10 protein-coding genes are annotated in these 18,086 nt (G+C 31.0%); 1 reads left to right on the top strand and 9 read right to left on the bottom strand.

Annotated elements, in window-relative coordinates:
• Position 1: 1 nt before the first annotated feature.
• From L6653_RS01455 to L6653_RS01445, 3 genes are read right to left on the bottom strand one after another with little or no spacing between them, the layout of a single operon-like run.
• Positions 2-589 (bottom strand): MptD family putative ECF transporter S component, encoded by a 588-nt coding sequence (locus tag L6653_RS01455; RefSeq protein WP_236785155.1) that lies wholly within the window; start codon positions 587-589, stop codon positions 2-4.
• A 10-nt stretch (positions 590-599) separates the two neighbouring features.
• A complete protein-coding gene (locus tag L6653_RS01450; RefSeq protein WP_236785154.1) occupies positions 600-2,318 on the bottom strand; it encodes an ABC transporter ATP-binding protein in 1,719 nt (572 codons plus the stop codon).
• The gene (locus L6653_RS01445; RefSeq protein WP_236785152.1) at positions 2,302-4,056 is read right to left on the bottom strand and encodes an ABC transporter ATP-binding protein; all 1,755 of its coding nucleotides are present in this window, start codon (positions 4,054-4,056) and stop codon (positions 2,302-2,304) included. Before L6653_RS01445 ends, L6653_RS01450 begins: the two co-directional genes overlap by 17 nt.
• Positions 4,057-4,209: 153 nt before the next feature.
• On the opposite strand from L6653_RS01445, the gene L6653_RS01440 reads away from it, so the two are divergent.
• Positions 4,210-5,202: a helix-turn-helix domain-containing protein gene (locus L6653_RS01440; RefSeq protein ID WP_236785150.1), complete on the top strand. Its 993-nt coding sequence runs from the start codon at positions 4,210-4,212 to the stop codon at positions 5,200-5,202.
• Positions 5,203-5,323: 121 nt separating this feature from the next.
• Here the strand turns inward: L6653_RS01440 and L6653_RS01435 are convergent, their stop codons facing one another.
• The 6 genes from L6653_RS01435 to L6653_RS01410 form a co-directional block, all read right to left on the bottom strand.
• Positions 5,324-5,980 carry a DNA-binding protein gene (locus L6653_RS01435; RefSeq protein WP_236785149.1) on the bottom strand — a complete coding sequence of 219 codons (657 nt, stop codon included), beginning with the start codon at positions 5,978-5,980 and terminating at the stop codon, positions 5,324-5,326.
• A gap of 43 nt (positions 5,981-6,023) precedes the next feature.
• The gene (locus L6653_RS01430) at positions 6,024-13,667 is read right to left on the bottom strand and encodes a helicase-like domain-containing protein (protein ID WP_236785147.1); all 7,644 of its coding nucleotides are present in this window, start codon (positions 13,665-13,667) and stop codon (positions 6,024-6,026) included.
• Positions 13,654-14,619 (bottom strand): DNA cytosine methyltransferase, encoded by a 966-nt coding sequence (locus L6653_RS01425; protein ID WP_236785145.1) that lies wholly within the window; start codon positions 14,617-14,619, stop codon positions 13,654-13,656. The genes L6653_RS01430 and L6653_RS01425 overlap by 14 nt, the downstream gene beginning before the upstream one ends.
• A complete protein-coding gene (locus L6653_RS01420) occupies positions 14,612-16,333 on the bottom strand; it encodes a DNA topoisomerase 3 (protein ID WP_236785143.1) in 1,722 nt (573 codons plus the stop codon). Before L6653_RS01420 ends, L6653_RS01425 begins: the two co-directional genes overlap by 8 nt.
• Before the next feature lie 92 nt (positions 16,334-16,425).
• Entirely contained in the window at positions 16,426-17,409 is a 984-nt protein-coding gene (locus L6653_RS01415; protein WP_236785141.1) for a nucleotidyl transferase AbiEii/AbiGii toxin family protein, read from the bottom strand.
• Positions 17,402-18,013 carry a DUF6088 family protein gene (locus L6653_RS01410; protein WP_236785139.1) on the bottom strand — a complete coding sequence of 204 codons (612 nt, stop codon included), beginning with the start codon at positions 18,011-18,013 and terminating at the stop codon, positions 17,402-17,404. The genes L6653_RS01415 and L6653_RS01410 overlap by 8 nt, the downstream gene beginning before the upstream one ends.
• Between the last annotated feature and the right edge of the window lie 73 nt (positions 18,014-18,086).

Below are 18,086 nucleotides of genomic sequence, written 5' to 3'. Positions count from 1 at the left end.
TTTAATTTCTCGCCTCAAAATTTTTATATAGAAATGATTTTAAAATCCCACAAGATAATAATCCAAAAACAAATGGTGTTACAATTAATACAATTAACATCGGTGTGTTAATAAAAGTTTTTAATATATTAACATAATCTACTGGCATCCCCATTTTAAGAATTTTTGATATGAATTCATCTTTTAGAATCCATACTTGTGCTGGAGAACCTATCATACCTAATGAAAAGAAAGCATATGAAAGTGAATTCCATTTATAACTGTCATACTTTGATAGGTATCTTATCACTTCTGCCAAAATACTAGCAATTGCTAATGATGCAATTATTATTAAACTAAACTGACCAGTTAAATAGTATATTATAGCAACAATAGCTCCCATTATTATGACTGCTCCTGTTTTTTTTACTTTTTGAACCATAATCATATATGGTATAGATCCAACCAAAGCTATAAAGCCAGGCATAAGTATCCACATTAATGGATGAAGACCGCCTAAAACCATAAACCCAAAATTGATTGCAAAATATATTGCAGTAAATATACCTATCGTAATAACGTCTTTTCCTTTTAACTTTTTATTATTCATTCTAATCCTCCTAATAAATAAATTCTTCTGCCATTTTTGTTTTTTCTATTAAATTCTTGTAAACTTTTGATTTTTGTAAAAGCTCTTCATGCTTACCTTCGCTTTCTACTCTTCCGTTTTCAAGAACTACTATCTTGTCAGCATTTTCTATGGATTTCATTCTGTGTGAAATGATTACAACAGTTTTATCTTTAATTAAATTATTTAAAGACTCTTGGATTTTCTTTTCATTGTCCACATCTAAACTTGCTGATATTTCATCTAATATAAGTATTGGTGCGTCCTTCAGAAAGGCTCTAGCTATAGAAAGTCTTTGTCTTTCACCACCAGAAAGCTCTGACCCATTTTCTCCTATAACTGTATCTAACCCATTAGGAAGTTTATTAATAAAATCCATACAATTTGCAAGGGTAGCTGCCTTTACAACTTCTTCATCGCTGGCATCTTTTTTACCTATACGAATATTTTCTAATATAGATGAGTTAAATAAAGTAACATCTTGAAAAACAATAGATATTTTCTTAAATAAAGAATCTGTGGAAATGTTTTTTATATCCTTTCCATCTATTAAAATTTGACCTTTATCATAATCATATAATCTTGATATTAATCTTAATATACTTGTCTTTCCAGATCCAGAAGCTCCAACTAGAGCCGTTACCTCTCCCTGTTTCGCAGTAAAGCTAATGTTCTTTAAAACCTGATTATCATCATAAGAAAAAGCTACATTTTTAAAGACTATATCAAACATATTCAGTTCTACATCTTTACCCTCTTGAATTTTTGTTTCCTTAATCTCCCTAATCCTTTCAACACTTGGATCTATATAGAACACTTCTAATAATCCTTCTTTTGATAAATCGAAAATATCTTTTATCTTTATGGCAGCCATTAAATAACCTAAGAGATATAAAATGTCAATCTCCCCAGATAGAATAAGGCTAATCCCAACAAAACTAACTACTGCAATACTTACAAAGCCAAGAGCAGAGGATAAACCCATTACAAAAAGAGAGCCTTGTTCAACTTTAAGATGTATTTTTTCACTTTCATCCATCTGCATATATAACGAAGACCTCACTTCATCGGATAAGTTAAAACTATTTATTTCTTGTTGAAGTTCAATGGTTTCTTGGAATTTTTCTGAGTTTTCTCTAAGTACCTTGTGATATTTCTTGTTTCCTTTTACCTGCGACTTTTTAGCAATAGGTATTAGTATAAAACTTAAAATAGTTGGGATCATTACTGCAAGCCCCATCTTAAAATTACCTATCATTAACATAATTCCAATTAGTGGGAAAAATAAAACCATTCCTCCTACTTTAGGTATTGAATGACTCATAGCGTGTTCTACTTTTTCCACATCTGCCATAATCGTTTGAGATATATCTGATAAATTATGTTTTGAAAAGTAGGATAGGGGAAGTTTTGATAGAGTTTCTGCAATATCTATTCTTAAATTAGCACTCTCTTCATAAGTTGTAGTATAAAGATCATCATATTCTTTGGCTAACAAAACATACATTAATACTAATGTAACAACAGAAACACCAAAATATAAATAAGGGCTTTTAACATTTTTCAAAAGAAGCTCATCTGTTAACATCATTAAAATAAAGGCAGGAACCATATTAATACAGTAGACCAAGAAACTTGATATAGTAGATTTAGTGAGATCTTTAGCCCCTTTATCAGTCAGACAAAAGCGTTTTTTATAAAATTTCCTCATCTTTAACCCTCCATTGATTTGCACTGTCATAAAGCTCTAATAATTCCTTATATTTTCCACCTTTTGAAATAAGTTCTTGATCACTGCCTCTTTCAATTATTTCTCCATTCTCTAAAACTAAAATTTCATCAACAGAACGAATACTACTCATCCTATGGGCAATCATAATAACTGTTTTATCTTTCATAAGGTTTTTAAAGGCCTTTTGAAGCTCATACTCATTGTCTGGATCAATAGAAGCACTAGCTTCATCCATAATTACAATTTTAGATTTCTTGAGCATGGCTCTCGCAATAGCAATTCTCTGTTTTTCTCCTCCTGATAAATAGACTCCTTTTGAGCCAATCATGGTATTCTCCCTTTCAGGAAACTTATTTAAAATAACATTACAACCGGCAAGTTCCATAGCCTTCATAACTTCTTCTCTACTTGCCTTTCTATTAGCAAGAGCAACATTTTCGTAAATAGATGTCTTAAAAAGTTTGCTATCCTGAAAAACAAAAGAAATTGTGTTTATTAGAGCATCCTTACTATAAGATTCTAAGGGTCTCTCTCCAATCTTTATACTGCCACTATCTACTTTGTAAAAACCAGATAATAGCTTTACAATAGTCGATTTACCTGATCCTGAATGACCCACCAAAGCATATTTTTTTCCTTCTTCTAATTTAAAAGATAAATTTTCTAGTACTTTGTTTTCATTATAAGAAAAATTCACTTTTTCAAACTCTATATTATAGTTTTTGAAATCACTAATCTCTCCATAACTTAATTTATCTTCATTCATTTTTTTATATAAGTCTTCTAAAGTATCTACAGCATACCTAGCGTTAAAGATGTTCATACTAGCCCACATAATTTTCATAAATGAAACCATCATTACTCCACTTAAAAACAAAATCATGAATAGTTCAACAATAAGCAAATTAGCATTATTAACTTTATTTATGGTAAAAACTAAAGGGATAGACAAAATTGCAATAATTCCAAAAAATATCCATTGATATAGAACATAAGGTTTTTTAGAACTAATTGAGTAATCAAGAGCATACTTAGAATAATCCTTAATCGCCTTATAAAGAGTTTTAAAAGACTCTACAGTAGCTCCGAATATTTTAACAACTTGCATGCCTCTGACATATTCAACTGTTTCACCACTTAAAATTTCTAAGGATTTTTGGTAGTATTCCATGAACTCTCCTCCACCCATCATGTTCTTTAAAATAAGAGCCCCTACTATTGTTAGTATAAGAATAACTAATCCCACTCTGCTACTAATAGAAAAGGCAAGTATTAAAGATAATACTGGAATTAAAAAAGCTTGAGAGTTATCTGGTATCATATGTGCTACTGCCGTATGAGTTTTAGCTGCATTGTCATCAATAGTTTTTCTTATAATTCCAGATGGGTTTAAATCATAAAAGCGAAAACTTGCTCCTGTAAGTCCATCTATACCTTTTTTTCTTAAATTAGTTTCTAAGTGAAATCCAAGTTTATGAGAAAAAAAGTTTGACAAAAAGTAAACTAGTGCCCCTATCGTCAAATATAAGACAGCTTGAATGGACAAAGTCCTAGCTACTAATAAATCCCCTTCAACAATTGAACTTCTTAAAAGTTTATACAGTAACGAATATCCGTACACCATTAGAAATGCAGATAGTGCTGATAAAAAAACTGCTATATATCCATTATGTTTTTCTTCAGGCACATAGGAAAAAAGCCTTTTATAAATTTTCATATTTTCCTCCTTTAATATTCCTATTAGATTCAAATTCGCCTGAACGATAATAATTATCATTGCATTTTTATTATACATCAGTTATAATTACTAATACAATAGTTTTGAATTAATAAGGCTAATTGGAATATTGTCTAAAAGGGATAGTGTATTATGACATATTATGATTTTGTAAAAGAATATATGAACGTAGATGAATGTAAAAATAATAAGAAATATTCAAGTGCAGGGCATACATTTTGTTGGAGTAAAGATGATTCAATTAATGCAGAAGGCCTATATTGGTTTTATGAAGGAAATGGATTTATTATTGATATCCACGATTTTTATATCAAAGAAGAAGTTATTCAAAATAGTACTTATAGTATGGAAAACTATGTTTCGATATGCTCTAGCTATATTGTAAGTGCAAACGGTGAAAAATTTAACCCTTATCAAACTTTGACGCCAAACTCCTTATATACTCTTGATTTTGACAATATAGAAGATGACTTTCTATTTTTATTACACGAGAATAGTTACTATCTCACTGTTTCTGTTGGATTTAAAAGAGAACTTTTAGAAAAGCACCTGTCATCCATTAATATCGATCTTGAATCCTTTTATAGGGCTTTACTTCAAACAAATCAAATAATACTTACAAAGTCATTAGAAAAAGTAGCAATGGAAATATTAAATTGTAAGATGGACGCTCCTGCCGCTGATTTTTTCTTTAAAGCCAAGGCAAATGAGTGGATAAGTATAGTAATCGATACCTACTTAAATAGAAAAAAATATAAAATTGAATCTGATGATAATAAAGCACTTGAAGATGTATCCAGATTTTTAGATGATCATTTCGCCATGAATGTAAATCAGGAAACTCTTGAAAAAATATCTAAAATGAGCGGAACAAAATTAAAAAATTTGTTCAAAGAAAAATATGGTCAAAGCATTACAGAATACACCCAAAGAAAAAGAATGAATGTAGCTGAAACTCTTCTGTTAAATACTAAACTTCCTATAAAGGAAGTAGCAGAATCTGTTGGATATACATCCCATAGCAAATTTTCCATTTATTACAAAAGATACAAGGGAAAACTTCCTAGTGAAGTTCGTCATTTAGCTTGCAAGGATCACAAGTTAAAATGCGATTACTGTGACTAAAGTAGTTTTTTTACAAGATATGTTTTCATATGAGTTTAAGTGTATATGCATATCTGACCTAAATATATTAGATTAAAAAAATGAGCAAAAAAAATAAAGGCAGTCCGAAGACTGCCGATATTTATCTCTCTGTACCTTTGCTATGTTCTTTCTTGTTTGACTTAGCTTTGTCATCTGTCTTAAAGCTTTTTATTTGCCCTAATATGGACTTTTTATCCTTATCTTGACTCTTTACTTGTTCTTTTGCTTTTAAGAGCTTAGAAGATAAAATACGAACATTTTTATGTTCCTTTCCGTTGTTATCAATACTTGTTTTTACTTGACCAAATATTTTAACAAAATCTCCTTGTTTTAGGTTCTCTAAATCTTTTGTCTTATCTCCATAGGCTGAACAATTGGTATAAATTTTATTTCCATCGTCATCTTTTGAAACTATAGAAAAATTACTTACTTTGAATTTTTCTCCATTAGCATTTTCTCGTTCAAGATTTTCTACTTTTCCAGCTATATTACCAACGAGATTTATGAGATCGTCTTTTTCTTCAAGTTCATTGGTATTTTCAACAATCTTACCTTGTTCTTTCATATCATCAATCATATAGTCAAAGTCATCATTTAATAGACCTGTTGTGTCTTTGATCATAAATAAAACATAGACTTCCTCAAGTGCCTTTTCATCATTAATGCCCTTTTCTATGCTCACAAGTGCTTTTATAAAGTCCTTGTAATTATCATTCATCATTTCTTCTAAGTTTTCTCTAATATCTTTGTATTCCATATTTTCCTCCTTGTACTAAATAAGGAGAGCCTTTCGCCCTCCTTTATCGTTCTTGTCCTTTTTCACTTTTTTCTTGATTTTTATCTTTTTCTTCTTCAGATTTGAATTTTGATATTTGTCCCAATATTGATGGTTTCTCTTCCCTTGAGTGAAGATTATCCTCTACATCATAAGTTGATTCAAAGTAATCACTATCTTTAAAATCATTGTCATACCTATCTGGTATTCCGTCATTATCAAGATCTTTTGCAAGTGGATCATAGAAGTTTCCGTCATCATCTATTTCTAGTCCTAGGGCTTGTTTTAAATCTTCTTCATCTACTGATACCAGATCATCAAAACTTGACATCTTTATGGCTTCAGTCATATCTTTAATAGCTTGTGAATTAGATATATCTTCTTCTACAAAAGATTCTGTTCTAATAGCAACATTATCTACATACTGAGTCCATGTTTTTTCTTCCAAATTTACCTCATATTGAATAGAGTGCTTCCCATCAGGTGTTTCTGTATAAGCAAGTCCTATATGGCTTAAATCAGGGTATAGTTTGTCAAAGTCTTCATAGCTATTAGATTCTGAAAACTCGTAGTTAGAATAATCAACTATTGCCCTCTTTAAATCTTCTAATAGTGGTGATTGGTTTTCTAGTTCTTCTACTTCTCCCATATCTAAAAGTTTATTAATCTCAGCTAGTCTTAGTGTCTTACCCCTTAACTCATCAGCTTTTTCAAATGGTTTGGTTAATTCTACTTTGGCATTTTCTAAAGATTCTTTATAGTTTTCAAGATTTTGATTTAATCTTTCAAGCCTTGAAGGCATTTTTTCAATGGCATTATCAAGTCTTGTTATATTGCCATCAGTAGAGTTTGAAAACTCTCCGAAGTATTCTGCTTTTCCTAAGAGTTTAAAGGTGTGATTATTAGTCATAAAATTATACGAAACTTGTAAGTCTAAATTCCTATATTTACCAATGACCTTGCTATCATTTATATTTACTTTTTTTATTTCTTCTAATAATTTCTCTCCAGCTTCTTTCTTATCTAAAATTTTATTTTCTCTAAGACTGATTGAAGTGAATTTACTATCTCCTTCTCCTAATTTCTCAACACTTGCAATATCTTCTTTAACTGCTTGTATTTCCATTTCAGTTTTTAAAATACTTTGAGGATAAATCTTATTTACCTTATCTTCAAGCTTATATTTATTAGACTTGTAGTTTGCTTCCAGCATTTTTAGTTTTGTAACTTCGTTATCTAAGTCCATTTTTTCTTTAATCAGAGGATTACCAGTAGCTAAAGCCTTAATTTCTGAATAAGATAGACTTGCTTCATCAACATCTTCTGCAACACGCACAGGCGTCTTGCTTGTCATTATTTGGGATATGAATTTCTGCTTGTTCTCTATTGTCTGCCATAAATAGGCATCAAACGTATTTTCTGTTACATATCTAAAGATATTTACCTTATCATTTTCATTACCTTGACGAACAATTCTACCACTTCTTTGCTCTAGGTCAGACGGTCTCCATGGGACGTCTAAATCGTGTAAAGCTATTAATTTATTTTGTACATTTGTACCTGCTCCCATTTTTTGAGTAGAGCCTAATAATACTCTTACTTCTCCTCTTCTTACCTTAGAGAACAATTCATCTTTTTGTTTGTCTGTATCTGCCTCGTGAATAAAGGCTATTTCTTCTTTTGGTATTCCCATATTCACAAGCTTATTTCTAATATCATCATAGATATTAAACTCTCCATCTCCTTTTGGTGTAGACATATCTGAAAAGACTAATTGGGTTGATGAATTTTCTTTTGTCTTATCCCAGATTGAAAATATATTTTTAACACATACATTTACCTTTGAATTAGGATCATCGGGAAGTAATGGATTTATTAATCTTTGGTCAAGGGCAAGTTTTTTACCATCATTTGTAATCTTTAGCATATTATCTTCTGTTGGCTCTACTTGGTTATTTCTAACTGCATCCGCTCTTTCTGAAATAGCTTCTAATATTTCTTTTTGTTCCTCAGTAGGTTTTGTTTTAATAACTTCAAAATTTGCTTCTGGTACTGGCAAATTTAACATATCTGAAGTCTTTATATCTGCTACTTCTTTAAACATGCTCATCAACTCTGGCAAGTTATAAAACTTTGAAAATCTTGTCTTTTGCCTATATCCAGTACCTTCTGGAGATAATTCAAAGGTGTTTTCTGTTTCTCCAAAGGTAGAAGCCCAGGCATCAAAGTGTTCTAATCCTCTTGCCTTTAAATCGTCATACTGAAGGTATCTTTGCATAGTATAAAGCTCTGTCATTGAGTTTGATATTGGTGTACCAGTAGCAAATACAACTCCCTTTCCATCTGTCATTTCATCCATATACCTACATTTCATATACATATCTGAAGACTTAAAGGCTTCACTTTGACCGATACCCGCAACATTTCTCATCTTTGTATGCAAAAATAAGTTTTTGTAATTATGAGCTTCGTCTATAAATAACTTATCTACTCCTAACTCTTCAAAGGTTATTACATCATCTTTTTTAAAGTCATCATTTAGCTTTTCAAGTCTTACCAAGAGTTTCTTCTTTGTCTTTTCTAGTTGTTTTACTGTGAAATTTTCTCCTCTGTTTCTTTTATTCTCATCAATAAAGGAAACTATATCATCTATTTGGTCTTGTATATGTCTAACCTGGTATTCCTTAGACATTGGTATTTTTTCAAATTGAGAGTGTCCTATGATGACTGCGTCATATTCTCCCGTTGCAATCCTACCAATAAATCTTTTCCTATTTTTTGGTTGAAAGTCTTTTTTATCGGCCACCATAATATTTGCTGACGGATATAATTGCATAAACTCTCTACCAATTTGAGTGGTTAGATGGTTAGGAACTACAAATAACGACTTACTTGCAAGTCCTAACTTTTTAGATTCCATGGCAGAAGCTACCATTTCAAATGTTTTTCCTGCTCCTACTACATGGGCAAGCAGTGTATTTCCACCATAAAGAGTCCTTGCTATGGCATTTTTCTGATGTTCTCGAAGTCTGATTTCTGTATTCATTCCATCAAAAGTTAAGTTAGAGCCATCAAATTCTCTATTTCTAATTGAATTGAATTTTTCATTATAAATCTTTTCTAGCCTATATCTTCTATCAGGATCTTCAAATATCCAATTCTTAAATTCTTCTTTTATCAGTTCTTGCTTTTGACTTGCAAGCATAGTTTCTTTTTTGTTTAATACAGAAGTCTTAGAACCATCATCATTTATTACTTGGTCAAATACCTTTGTATCTTTTAAATTAAGAGCATTTTCAATTAACTTATAGGCATTTACTCTACTTGTACCATAAGTCATGTTAGCAAGGTCATTAGTTGAGTCAACACTTTTACCTTCAATATTCCATTCACTTGTATGTGGTGAGAACCTAACATTTATATTCCATCTATCATAACCTGGTGTTTTTAAAAGATTGAAAGTAAAGTCTTCTATATCTTTTTGAGGTATCCATGTTGCTCCTAACCTTACATTTATATCAGAAGCAGTGAGTTCTTCAGGCATAACTTCTTGTAATTTTTCTCTTTGATATTTGAGCTTGCCTAACTCGTTTAATAATGTGTCTTTCTTTTCAGAAGGTGCTAAATCTATTACATTTTCAATTTCTCCGATATATGAATTGAGATAACCAATCTTTTCTCTAATATTACCACTTAGATACTCATCAGCCGATACATATGAAAAATGAAATGGATCGTCATTGTTAAAGTTTTCAAAGGGCATTCTGTTATTTATTAGGTCTGTATCCTTAATGTCTAAAAATATCTCGCCCTCAAGCTCGCCAATTAAGGTGTCCCTATCTTTACTTGTGATAGATTCCATATATTCAAAATCTACATATCCCTTTTGTGAAACTGATAAAACCAAAGCTTCAAGAGAAGTGTCTACATGGTCTACTACTTTTGCCTTTGTTATTGTTCTTTTTGAGAATATATCACTCTTAGCTTTGAAATTATCCTCATCATCAAGTATTTCTATTGATGAAACCAAAGGAAAGTTCGAGTCTTCCTTTAAGGCTCTAGTGTTTGATAGGGAGTTAATAAAGCCATGTTTCTTTGAAAAGTTATCATAGACTTCATTTAACTTTGCTTGTGATTCTTTTATTTCCTCGTCAGAAAAATCATCCTTTTGCTTTTCTATTACATCTTTTAAGGCATTCAGTATATCAAGATAATCTTTTATTTTTTCTTTATTTTTATCTGATATATTCTGCTTAATTAAGACTGAGTTTTCTCTTAGGTAGACTTCTTCATCAATAATGGTATAAGAAAAATTCTTAACATCATCTGTTGCTGGAAGACTTAATTCTTCATCTTCCAATAGTTCGACCTCTTCATATTTTGAATTTGAAGATATTTCCTTACTTGCAAGATCCATTAAGTCTTTTAACTTTTCATCTTCTTTTTCGTCACAAGTAATAGTATTGCCAAATCTACCAGATACTTCTTTCATATCCCCTAATACCATCTGAGGATTATCTACAAAATATTTGTTGTAAGTCAAACCATTTTTATCAGTTGATAGATGAATCCAATCGTCATCTCTTTCTATAACTGAATCTCTCTTTTTTAAGAAAATAATATCTGAAGTAACTTCTGTACCAGCAAGTCCTTTAAATGTTGTATTAGGAAGCCTCATAGCTCCTAAAAATTCACATCTAGCATTAATATATTTTCTAACAGATTCATCTTTTTTATCCATAGTTCCAGATGAAGTTATGAAGGCAATAATTCCTCCATTTCTTACCTTGTCTATTGACTTTGCAAAAAAATAATCGTGAATCAGAAAGTTATTTCTGTTATATTCACGATCGTTAACTTTAAAATCTCCAAAGGGAACATTTCCTATTACCAAGTCAAAGAAATTATTTGAGAAGTTTGTTTCTTCAAAGCCTTTAATTTGAATGTTAGCTTCAGGATAAAGTTCTCTTGCTATTCTTCCGCTTAGACTATCTTTTTCTACTCCATAGACTTTAGAGCCTTGTATTTCACTTGGCATATTACCAATGAAATTACCTACTCCTGCAGATGGTTCAAGGATGTTCCCAGTCTTAAATCCCATATCTGTTAGAGTCTTATATATTCCATCCATTACCTCTCTAGGTGTATAAAATGATGTAAGAGTGGACTCTTTAGCATTCAAATACTCTTCATTTGTCAGGTTTTCTTTTAAAATATTTCTTGCTTCAAGCCATTGTCCTCCCTTTTCTTCATCGAAGACATCGGCAAGACCACCCCAACCTAGATAGTCTACAAGGTAGGCTTGTTCATACTCTCTTGGACTCCTATTTTCATTTTCAAGTCTTTTTAGCATTTTAATAGCTTTTATATTTTTATCTAGCTTTTCTGATGGTGTTAGGTATTCTGAGTAAATATGATTTTTTAAGTCATAATTTCTAGCAAAACTTAGTCTTTCCTTATTAGGTTCATAACCTAGATTCTTTAAATCTTCTTTACCTCTCAATAAGTTTTCGGCTGCTTCTCTTGGGATATTATATCTATCCATCATTTGGTCAATTTCGGAATTGTGGTTATAAATAAAGCTTTCTTGCTCTACTTCTGTTTCAATTTGATTTTCATGGTCAGATAATTTGTATATCTCATAATTTCCACTATCTAAAAGGCCATCAATCTTTCTACTTTCTTCAAATGTTTCACCCTTACATAAAGGAAATTCTTCCCCATTAACTTCTACATAAGTTCCAGTTTCAATTAAATTAATTCCATCAAAGGTGTTCTCATCTTCGAAAATAAATTCTTTTCCAACCTTTACTGCTAGTTTTTCTGATGTTTGACTTAGATTTTCAAAGATTTCTTCAAGGTATGAATCATTTCTATATGGAATTACTTCCGAACCCCTAATCATACCTCCCATATATTCCATATTATCTCTAATGGTTACAGTTTTAAGTCCTCCACTTAGTTCATCAAAATCTGTAATGGTAAATTCTTTATCTTTATATCTAACCTGATCACCTATCTTAAATTTAGGTTCTATTTTTTCCTTAATTTCTTCTTGTAAAGATTTTTCCTCACTTAGTGCAACTTGTTCTTCTAAATATGAAAATTCACGCTCATTTACTTCTTCACCATCACCAAGGTCAATCCTATAATGTTCGACAACTTCGCCGTCTACATAGTGGTCAAAATAGAATTTGAAATATCCGATATAATCATCAGTCATTTCTCCAAATTCATTTTCTCCATGAGTTTGATTATAGTCTTTAACATCTATATCCTTTTGTCTTAGAACATTAATTAAATCTTTAGTTACTATCTGCCCACTATAATCGGAAACTAATTCGTGGTTTTCATTAAATTCTACAATCCAATAATCTTTTCTATTTTCAGTGTTTTTGTCATCAAAAAAAGAAGCTTCCTCAGCTTCCTTTTCTTGGCTTATTTCATTTTCTAAGCTTCCACGTATTCCTTGATTGCCATTTTCTTCACTGTTGCCATCAAGTTGTTCATCTGTCCTTGGTATTCCTCTGGATTCTCTCTCATCATCTTCTCTGTCAATCCTTGTGCTTTCATCATCTTGACTTTCTCTCTCTTGATAAAGTCCACTGCCTGATTCTGAATTTCTTTCAGATGGTTCAAAAGTGTTTTCTCCTCGTACATCTCCTGAAGATTCTTCCAGTTCTCCATGTCCTCGCTCCCTACTAGGTAAGACAGTCTTAGAACTGCGTATGTCGGATTCGGATATCTCTCCATAAATTCCAGATCCTTCTCCATCATGTCCAAGGTTTTCTCTTCGATCTTCATCGCTATTTCCTCTGTCGCTTCCATCTGTGAAAACTCGTCCATCTCTACTTCTTGACCTATCATCTCGTCTATATAAATCATCTTGACCTCCTCTATCTTCGTTTATATTTTCTATATCTCTATTATAGTCGGCAGCGGCCCTTTCTGTCAGCAGCCTAGCACGATCCATTTCCTTAGATTTTTCTATTGTGCTATCTATAATATCTTCACTAACCCTTGATATTACAAGACCTATCTGTTCTAAAGAAATTGTATTAATCCTATAAAAATTATTTTTTAAATTTTCCATATCCATAGGATAAACTGTATTAAACCTATTAGCTACCGCATAAGATATTGAGTCTCTCATAAACTTTTCAAAGCTAAGTCTATCCTCTATATCTATCCTCAAATCAGCAAGAGCCAAATTAATATATTCATCTCCATAAATTCTACTTAAAGAAAATATATTTTCATTGAGTGAATCACTAGCTTCAAATGAAGAAGCATTTATTATTTCTTTTAAAGTCTCGTTATGGTTTTCGTGATCAAACTGCCATAAGCTAACCTCATTGATATTCCTATCCATTGATGTGGTCTGACTAATATCGAAAATATATGAAATTCTTTGATTTACATCACTTCCAACTAAAATTGGAATACCCTTTTGACCTCTCATAACAACTCGACCAAAATATTTTTTCCACATATCAAAAGTCGCACAAGCTCTAGCTTCAGGTTCTTTGTTATATATACTTAGTTGGCTAGAAAAATCATATTTCTGATTATTGCCTATAACTTTTAAGAGTTTTAAATATTCTTTTTCATCTTGTAACACTTCATACTTTATAGCTTCTTGTATATTCTTAAAATCATTTACTTGCATTTCCTACCTCCATTCTATGAATTTCTTTTATAATAGCCATTAAAATATCAACCACAATAGAATTGCCAGCCTGTTTATATAGTTTACTTGATGTGCAATTTTTTCTTCTTGGATGTACTTTCTCTAGTTTGTCAATATCACTATCATCAAAACCCATGAGCCTTAAACATTCTCTTTCTGTTAAATACCTATATTTAGCATTTCCAATATCTATTATTCCAGAATTAGGTACTCTCATTTGTTTTGTAGAAATAGTATAAGAAAAATCTTTAATCACTTTTAGTCGCCCTCTAAAACTATTATCTATGCCTTTATTTAAAAATTTCAGCATATAAGGTTGAGTCATGGTATAAAGTTCACTTACATTCTTTTCTAAAAATTCACTTAGTGGTCTAGTTTCTTTCCTCTCTAATTTATTAAAAGAAAAGTTATTTGCTCCAAGACATGAAACAACAAATATCCTCTCCCTTTTTTGAGGTATCCCAAAGTCCATTGCATTTAAGATTTCATACTTACTCTCATATCCTAGGTCTTCTAGATTCTTTAGATAAATAAAAAAGGAGTCCCTCATATTTCTATCAAGGACTCCCTTTACATTTTCCCAAATTATCCATTTAGGTTTATCTTTCATTTCTTTTATTATTCTAATTGTTTCAAATAGTAAGCTTGATCTAGTTCCTGAGTTTTTCACTCCTCCCTGCTTTTTTCCAATTCTTGAAAAGTCTTGGCAAGGACTTCCATGCATAATTAAGTCTATCTTTTCATTAGAAGCTTTATATCTTACTACTGATTTTTCTTTATAATCTTCTCCATAAAGTGCATTGTATGATTTAACACAAGCCTTATCTATTTCTACATAATCAACAACTTCATAAGGTATCTTTAAATTAATAAAAGCCTTTCTAATAGCACCTATGCCACCGAAAAGCTCCAATATTTTTACCTTATTCATTTAGATTATTCTTGTACCTATCTACAAGCTCCCTTATACTATCTTCTATTTCTCTTAAAAAGTCTTCTTTATCTACTTCGCCAGAGCTAATCTTTGCAAGTTTCATTTCCCATTCAGATGTTGTTTCAGCCGACTTGAACTTATCCTCTACAATCGATACAAGTCTATTGCCTTTTTCTGTTACAAGTAGATTTTTCTTATCTCTTCTTATGAGATCCTTGTGGATAAGATTTTCAATAATTCCTGCCCTTGTAGCTGGTGTTCCTAAGCCTTTTCTTTCCACTTCTATATCTTTATCCAAAGACTCTACTCCTGCATTCTCCATAGCCTTTAAAAGTGTATCTTCGTTATAATGACTTGGAGCTTTTGTAAATTTCTCTGATATATTTTTAGAAGTTAGTTTAATATTATCTCCAGTATTTACATCTGGTAATTCATTTTCTTTTCTTTCCTTTCCATAAGTCTTTAGATACTTGGTATAACCCTCATCGATTACAGTCTTGCCACTTGCATTGAAGTTAAATTTATCATATTCATATCTGATTTTTCTGCTAGATTCCTTTAAGTTATCCGAACATGAAGCAAGTAATTTATTCTTAATTAGATTATAAATTTTACTTTCTTTGTCAGATAAATCTTTAACTTTTCCAATACCTGATATAGTAGGAATAATCGCATAGTGGTCTGTAACCTTAGATGAATTAAAAATAGACTTAAAGTTTGATTCGTTGATTTTAAAACCTTCTTCAAGTCCTTCTAATAATTCTTTCATAGTAGTAACCATATCATCGGTTAAATACCTGCTATCTGTTCTTGGGTATGTGATTAGCTTTTTTTCATACAGACCTTGTGCCATATTTAAAGTGTCATTTGCTGAATATCCAAAATATTTATTTGCTTCTCTCTGTAAGGTAGTGAGATCATAAGGCTTATCTGGTTTTGTGCTTATTTCTTTATCCTCTACCTCTGTAATAACTATTTCATCTTCTATCAAGTTTAAAAGTTGCTCTGCCACTTCGATTTTATCAATCCTATCTGATACAAGTTTCAATCCTTTATAAGATAGGTCAACTGTATAATATTTTTGCTTCTTAAATAGATTTATTTCACTATCCCTTTTAGCTATTAAATATAGAGTTGGTGTTTGTACTCTACCAACTGAATATGTTTCCTTGTAAATGCAAGAATAAAGCCTACTTAAATTCATTCCTACCAGCCAATCTGCAATAGCTCTTGCACTTGCCGATCCATATAAGTCTTCAAATTTTTCTCCGTCTTTAAGATTTCTAAAACCATCTTCAATAGCTTTGTTTTCCATTGAAGATATCCAAAGTCTTTGAATTTTCTTCTTACATTTAGCTTGATTATATACAAGCCTAAAAATAAGTTCTCCCTCTCTTCCAGCATCACAAGCATTTATAACTGTGTCGATATTCTTATCGTTTAAAAGTTTCTTTAAAACTCCATATTGTTTTTTAGTGCTTTTAGATACTTCATAAATATATTCTTCTGGAATTATAGGAAGATTTTCTATTGTCCATTTCTTCCATTTTTCGTCGTGTCTTTCTGGACTTGCCATTTGAATTAAATGACCGACACACCAAGAAACAATGTATCCATTCCCCTCATAATATCCGTTTTTTCTTGTTCTTGCTCCAATTACTTTTGCAATTGTAACTGCTACACTTGGCTTTTCTGCTATTACTAACTTCATTCATACCTCCATAAATAAAAAAAGAGCGAAAGATTTCTCTCTCGCTCAAAGTATTTCTCCTGAATATTATATTTTTTTCGGAAGAATTCGATTTACTTATTAATTTCTTTTTCTAGTTCTTGAAGAACTTTTATAATCTCTTCAAAGTTTGGATATTCTCCATATATCATTTCTGACATAGCCTTATAATCTTTTTCTATTTCAGAAAATCGGAATTCTCTTGGGACTAACCTTAGTCTACCATTTAGTGCTTCTTCATATTTTGCCCACTTCCTAGGATAAAATTTCATTTTAAATTCAGTCACTTTCTTTAGTAATTCTTTATCCTCTAAGGCTTTGTTTTTAAAATCTGAATTTGCTATTTTATATAGGTCATAAAAGTGTCTTGCATACCTATGTGGCATAGGAGAAGATTCTGGTCTATTTGCTTCATGATGAAGTATAGTTGCCTTTTCCCAAAAGGTTCTCTCTGCTGATACTGTTCTTATATTAGTTTTTTCTTTAAATACATTTGGATATGCTTCACTAATTATCGGCAAGATTCCCACTTCAATTGCAGGTGTCCATGCTGCAAGGCTTCCTATTTCAAGCCTTATATTTTGTATTAAATAATTAGATTCAAATATTTTAGGATATTTACATAGAATTGTTTGTGGATCAAGAGTATCAACCCAAAATTCAAAGTCCATGTCTTTTAAATCTTCTTCTAAAACTTTTACAAATTCATCTCTTAAAAATACTTCTGTCTTTTCATTAACTGCTTTGTTGAATTTATCCTGTTTAGTATTTGATCTTTCTAACCAAGGTTCTTTTTCTTCGTAACCTAATACTCGCCAATCTAAGATTAGATCTATATCTTCAGAAAATCTTTCTATAAGTCCAAAGCATTTTGAAAGTGATGTTCCTCCTTTAAAGGTAAAATATTCCCTCCATTTGTTTTCATTAAATAGATAATCTAAGATAAAAGTAACCCAGTAGTCTTTTTCAATGACTGCTTCAGATATATTTTTCTTTCTGGCTGTATTGACTATTAAAACTCTTAAGTCTTCTTTGTTTTCTATATAAAACTTATTCATTTTTGCCCTCACAAATTTCCCTTATTACTTCATATATCCATGCAGGAACTGATTTTGATTCGTTCATTAAATCTGTTCTTTCTTCTTGAGTTAAATTTTCTCTTATCTTTTGCATAACTTGGGCATTGATATTTTCTTTCCCTAAAGACTTAATTGCTTGAATTACAGTCGCTGTCTTTAAGGACATATTAGCAATCTCTCCTGGATTTACTTTTTTAAATTCTAAAACCGTATCTCCAATTTTATATTCCTTATATCTTCCACTAGATATATATTTGTAGTGAGTTGGAACTTGTGTGGATAGTCCTAATAAGTTTAAGGCTGTACTATTATATGGTGCAATATTCCAATTGTATTTTCTTGCTATGGCAAGCGCTAATTCGTGAATTGATACTGCTTCGTACTCTCCGATTAATTCACTATATCTTGGATTGTAATAAAAGCCATCAACGACACGCTTAATTTTTCTTTCATTAACCATTCTATTCAATGTCTTTCTAGCAGTTTCATAAGAAGCAATATCTAAAAAGTCATTAGCAAAAAAGACTTTATGTGAGTCAAAATCTTTTATTTTATCTGATATTTTTTCTGTATATGAACTCATTACAATCCTCCTTTGTCCCAAATATCATATCATATTTGGGACAAAAGTTCAATTGTACTTAAATTTAATATCC

Source organism: Anaerococcus ihuae (assembly GCF_928368155.1).
Lineage (GTDB): Bacteria > Bacillota > Clostridia > Tissierellales > Peptoniphilaceae > Anaerococcus > Anaerococcus ihuae.
This window is presented reverse-complemented; position numbering and strand designations above follow the sequence as displayed.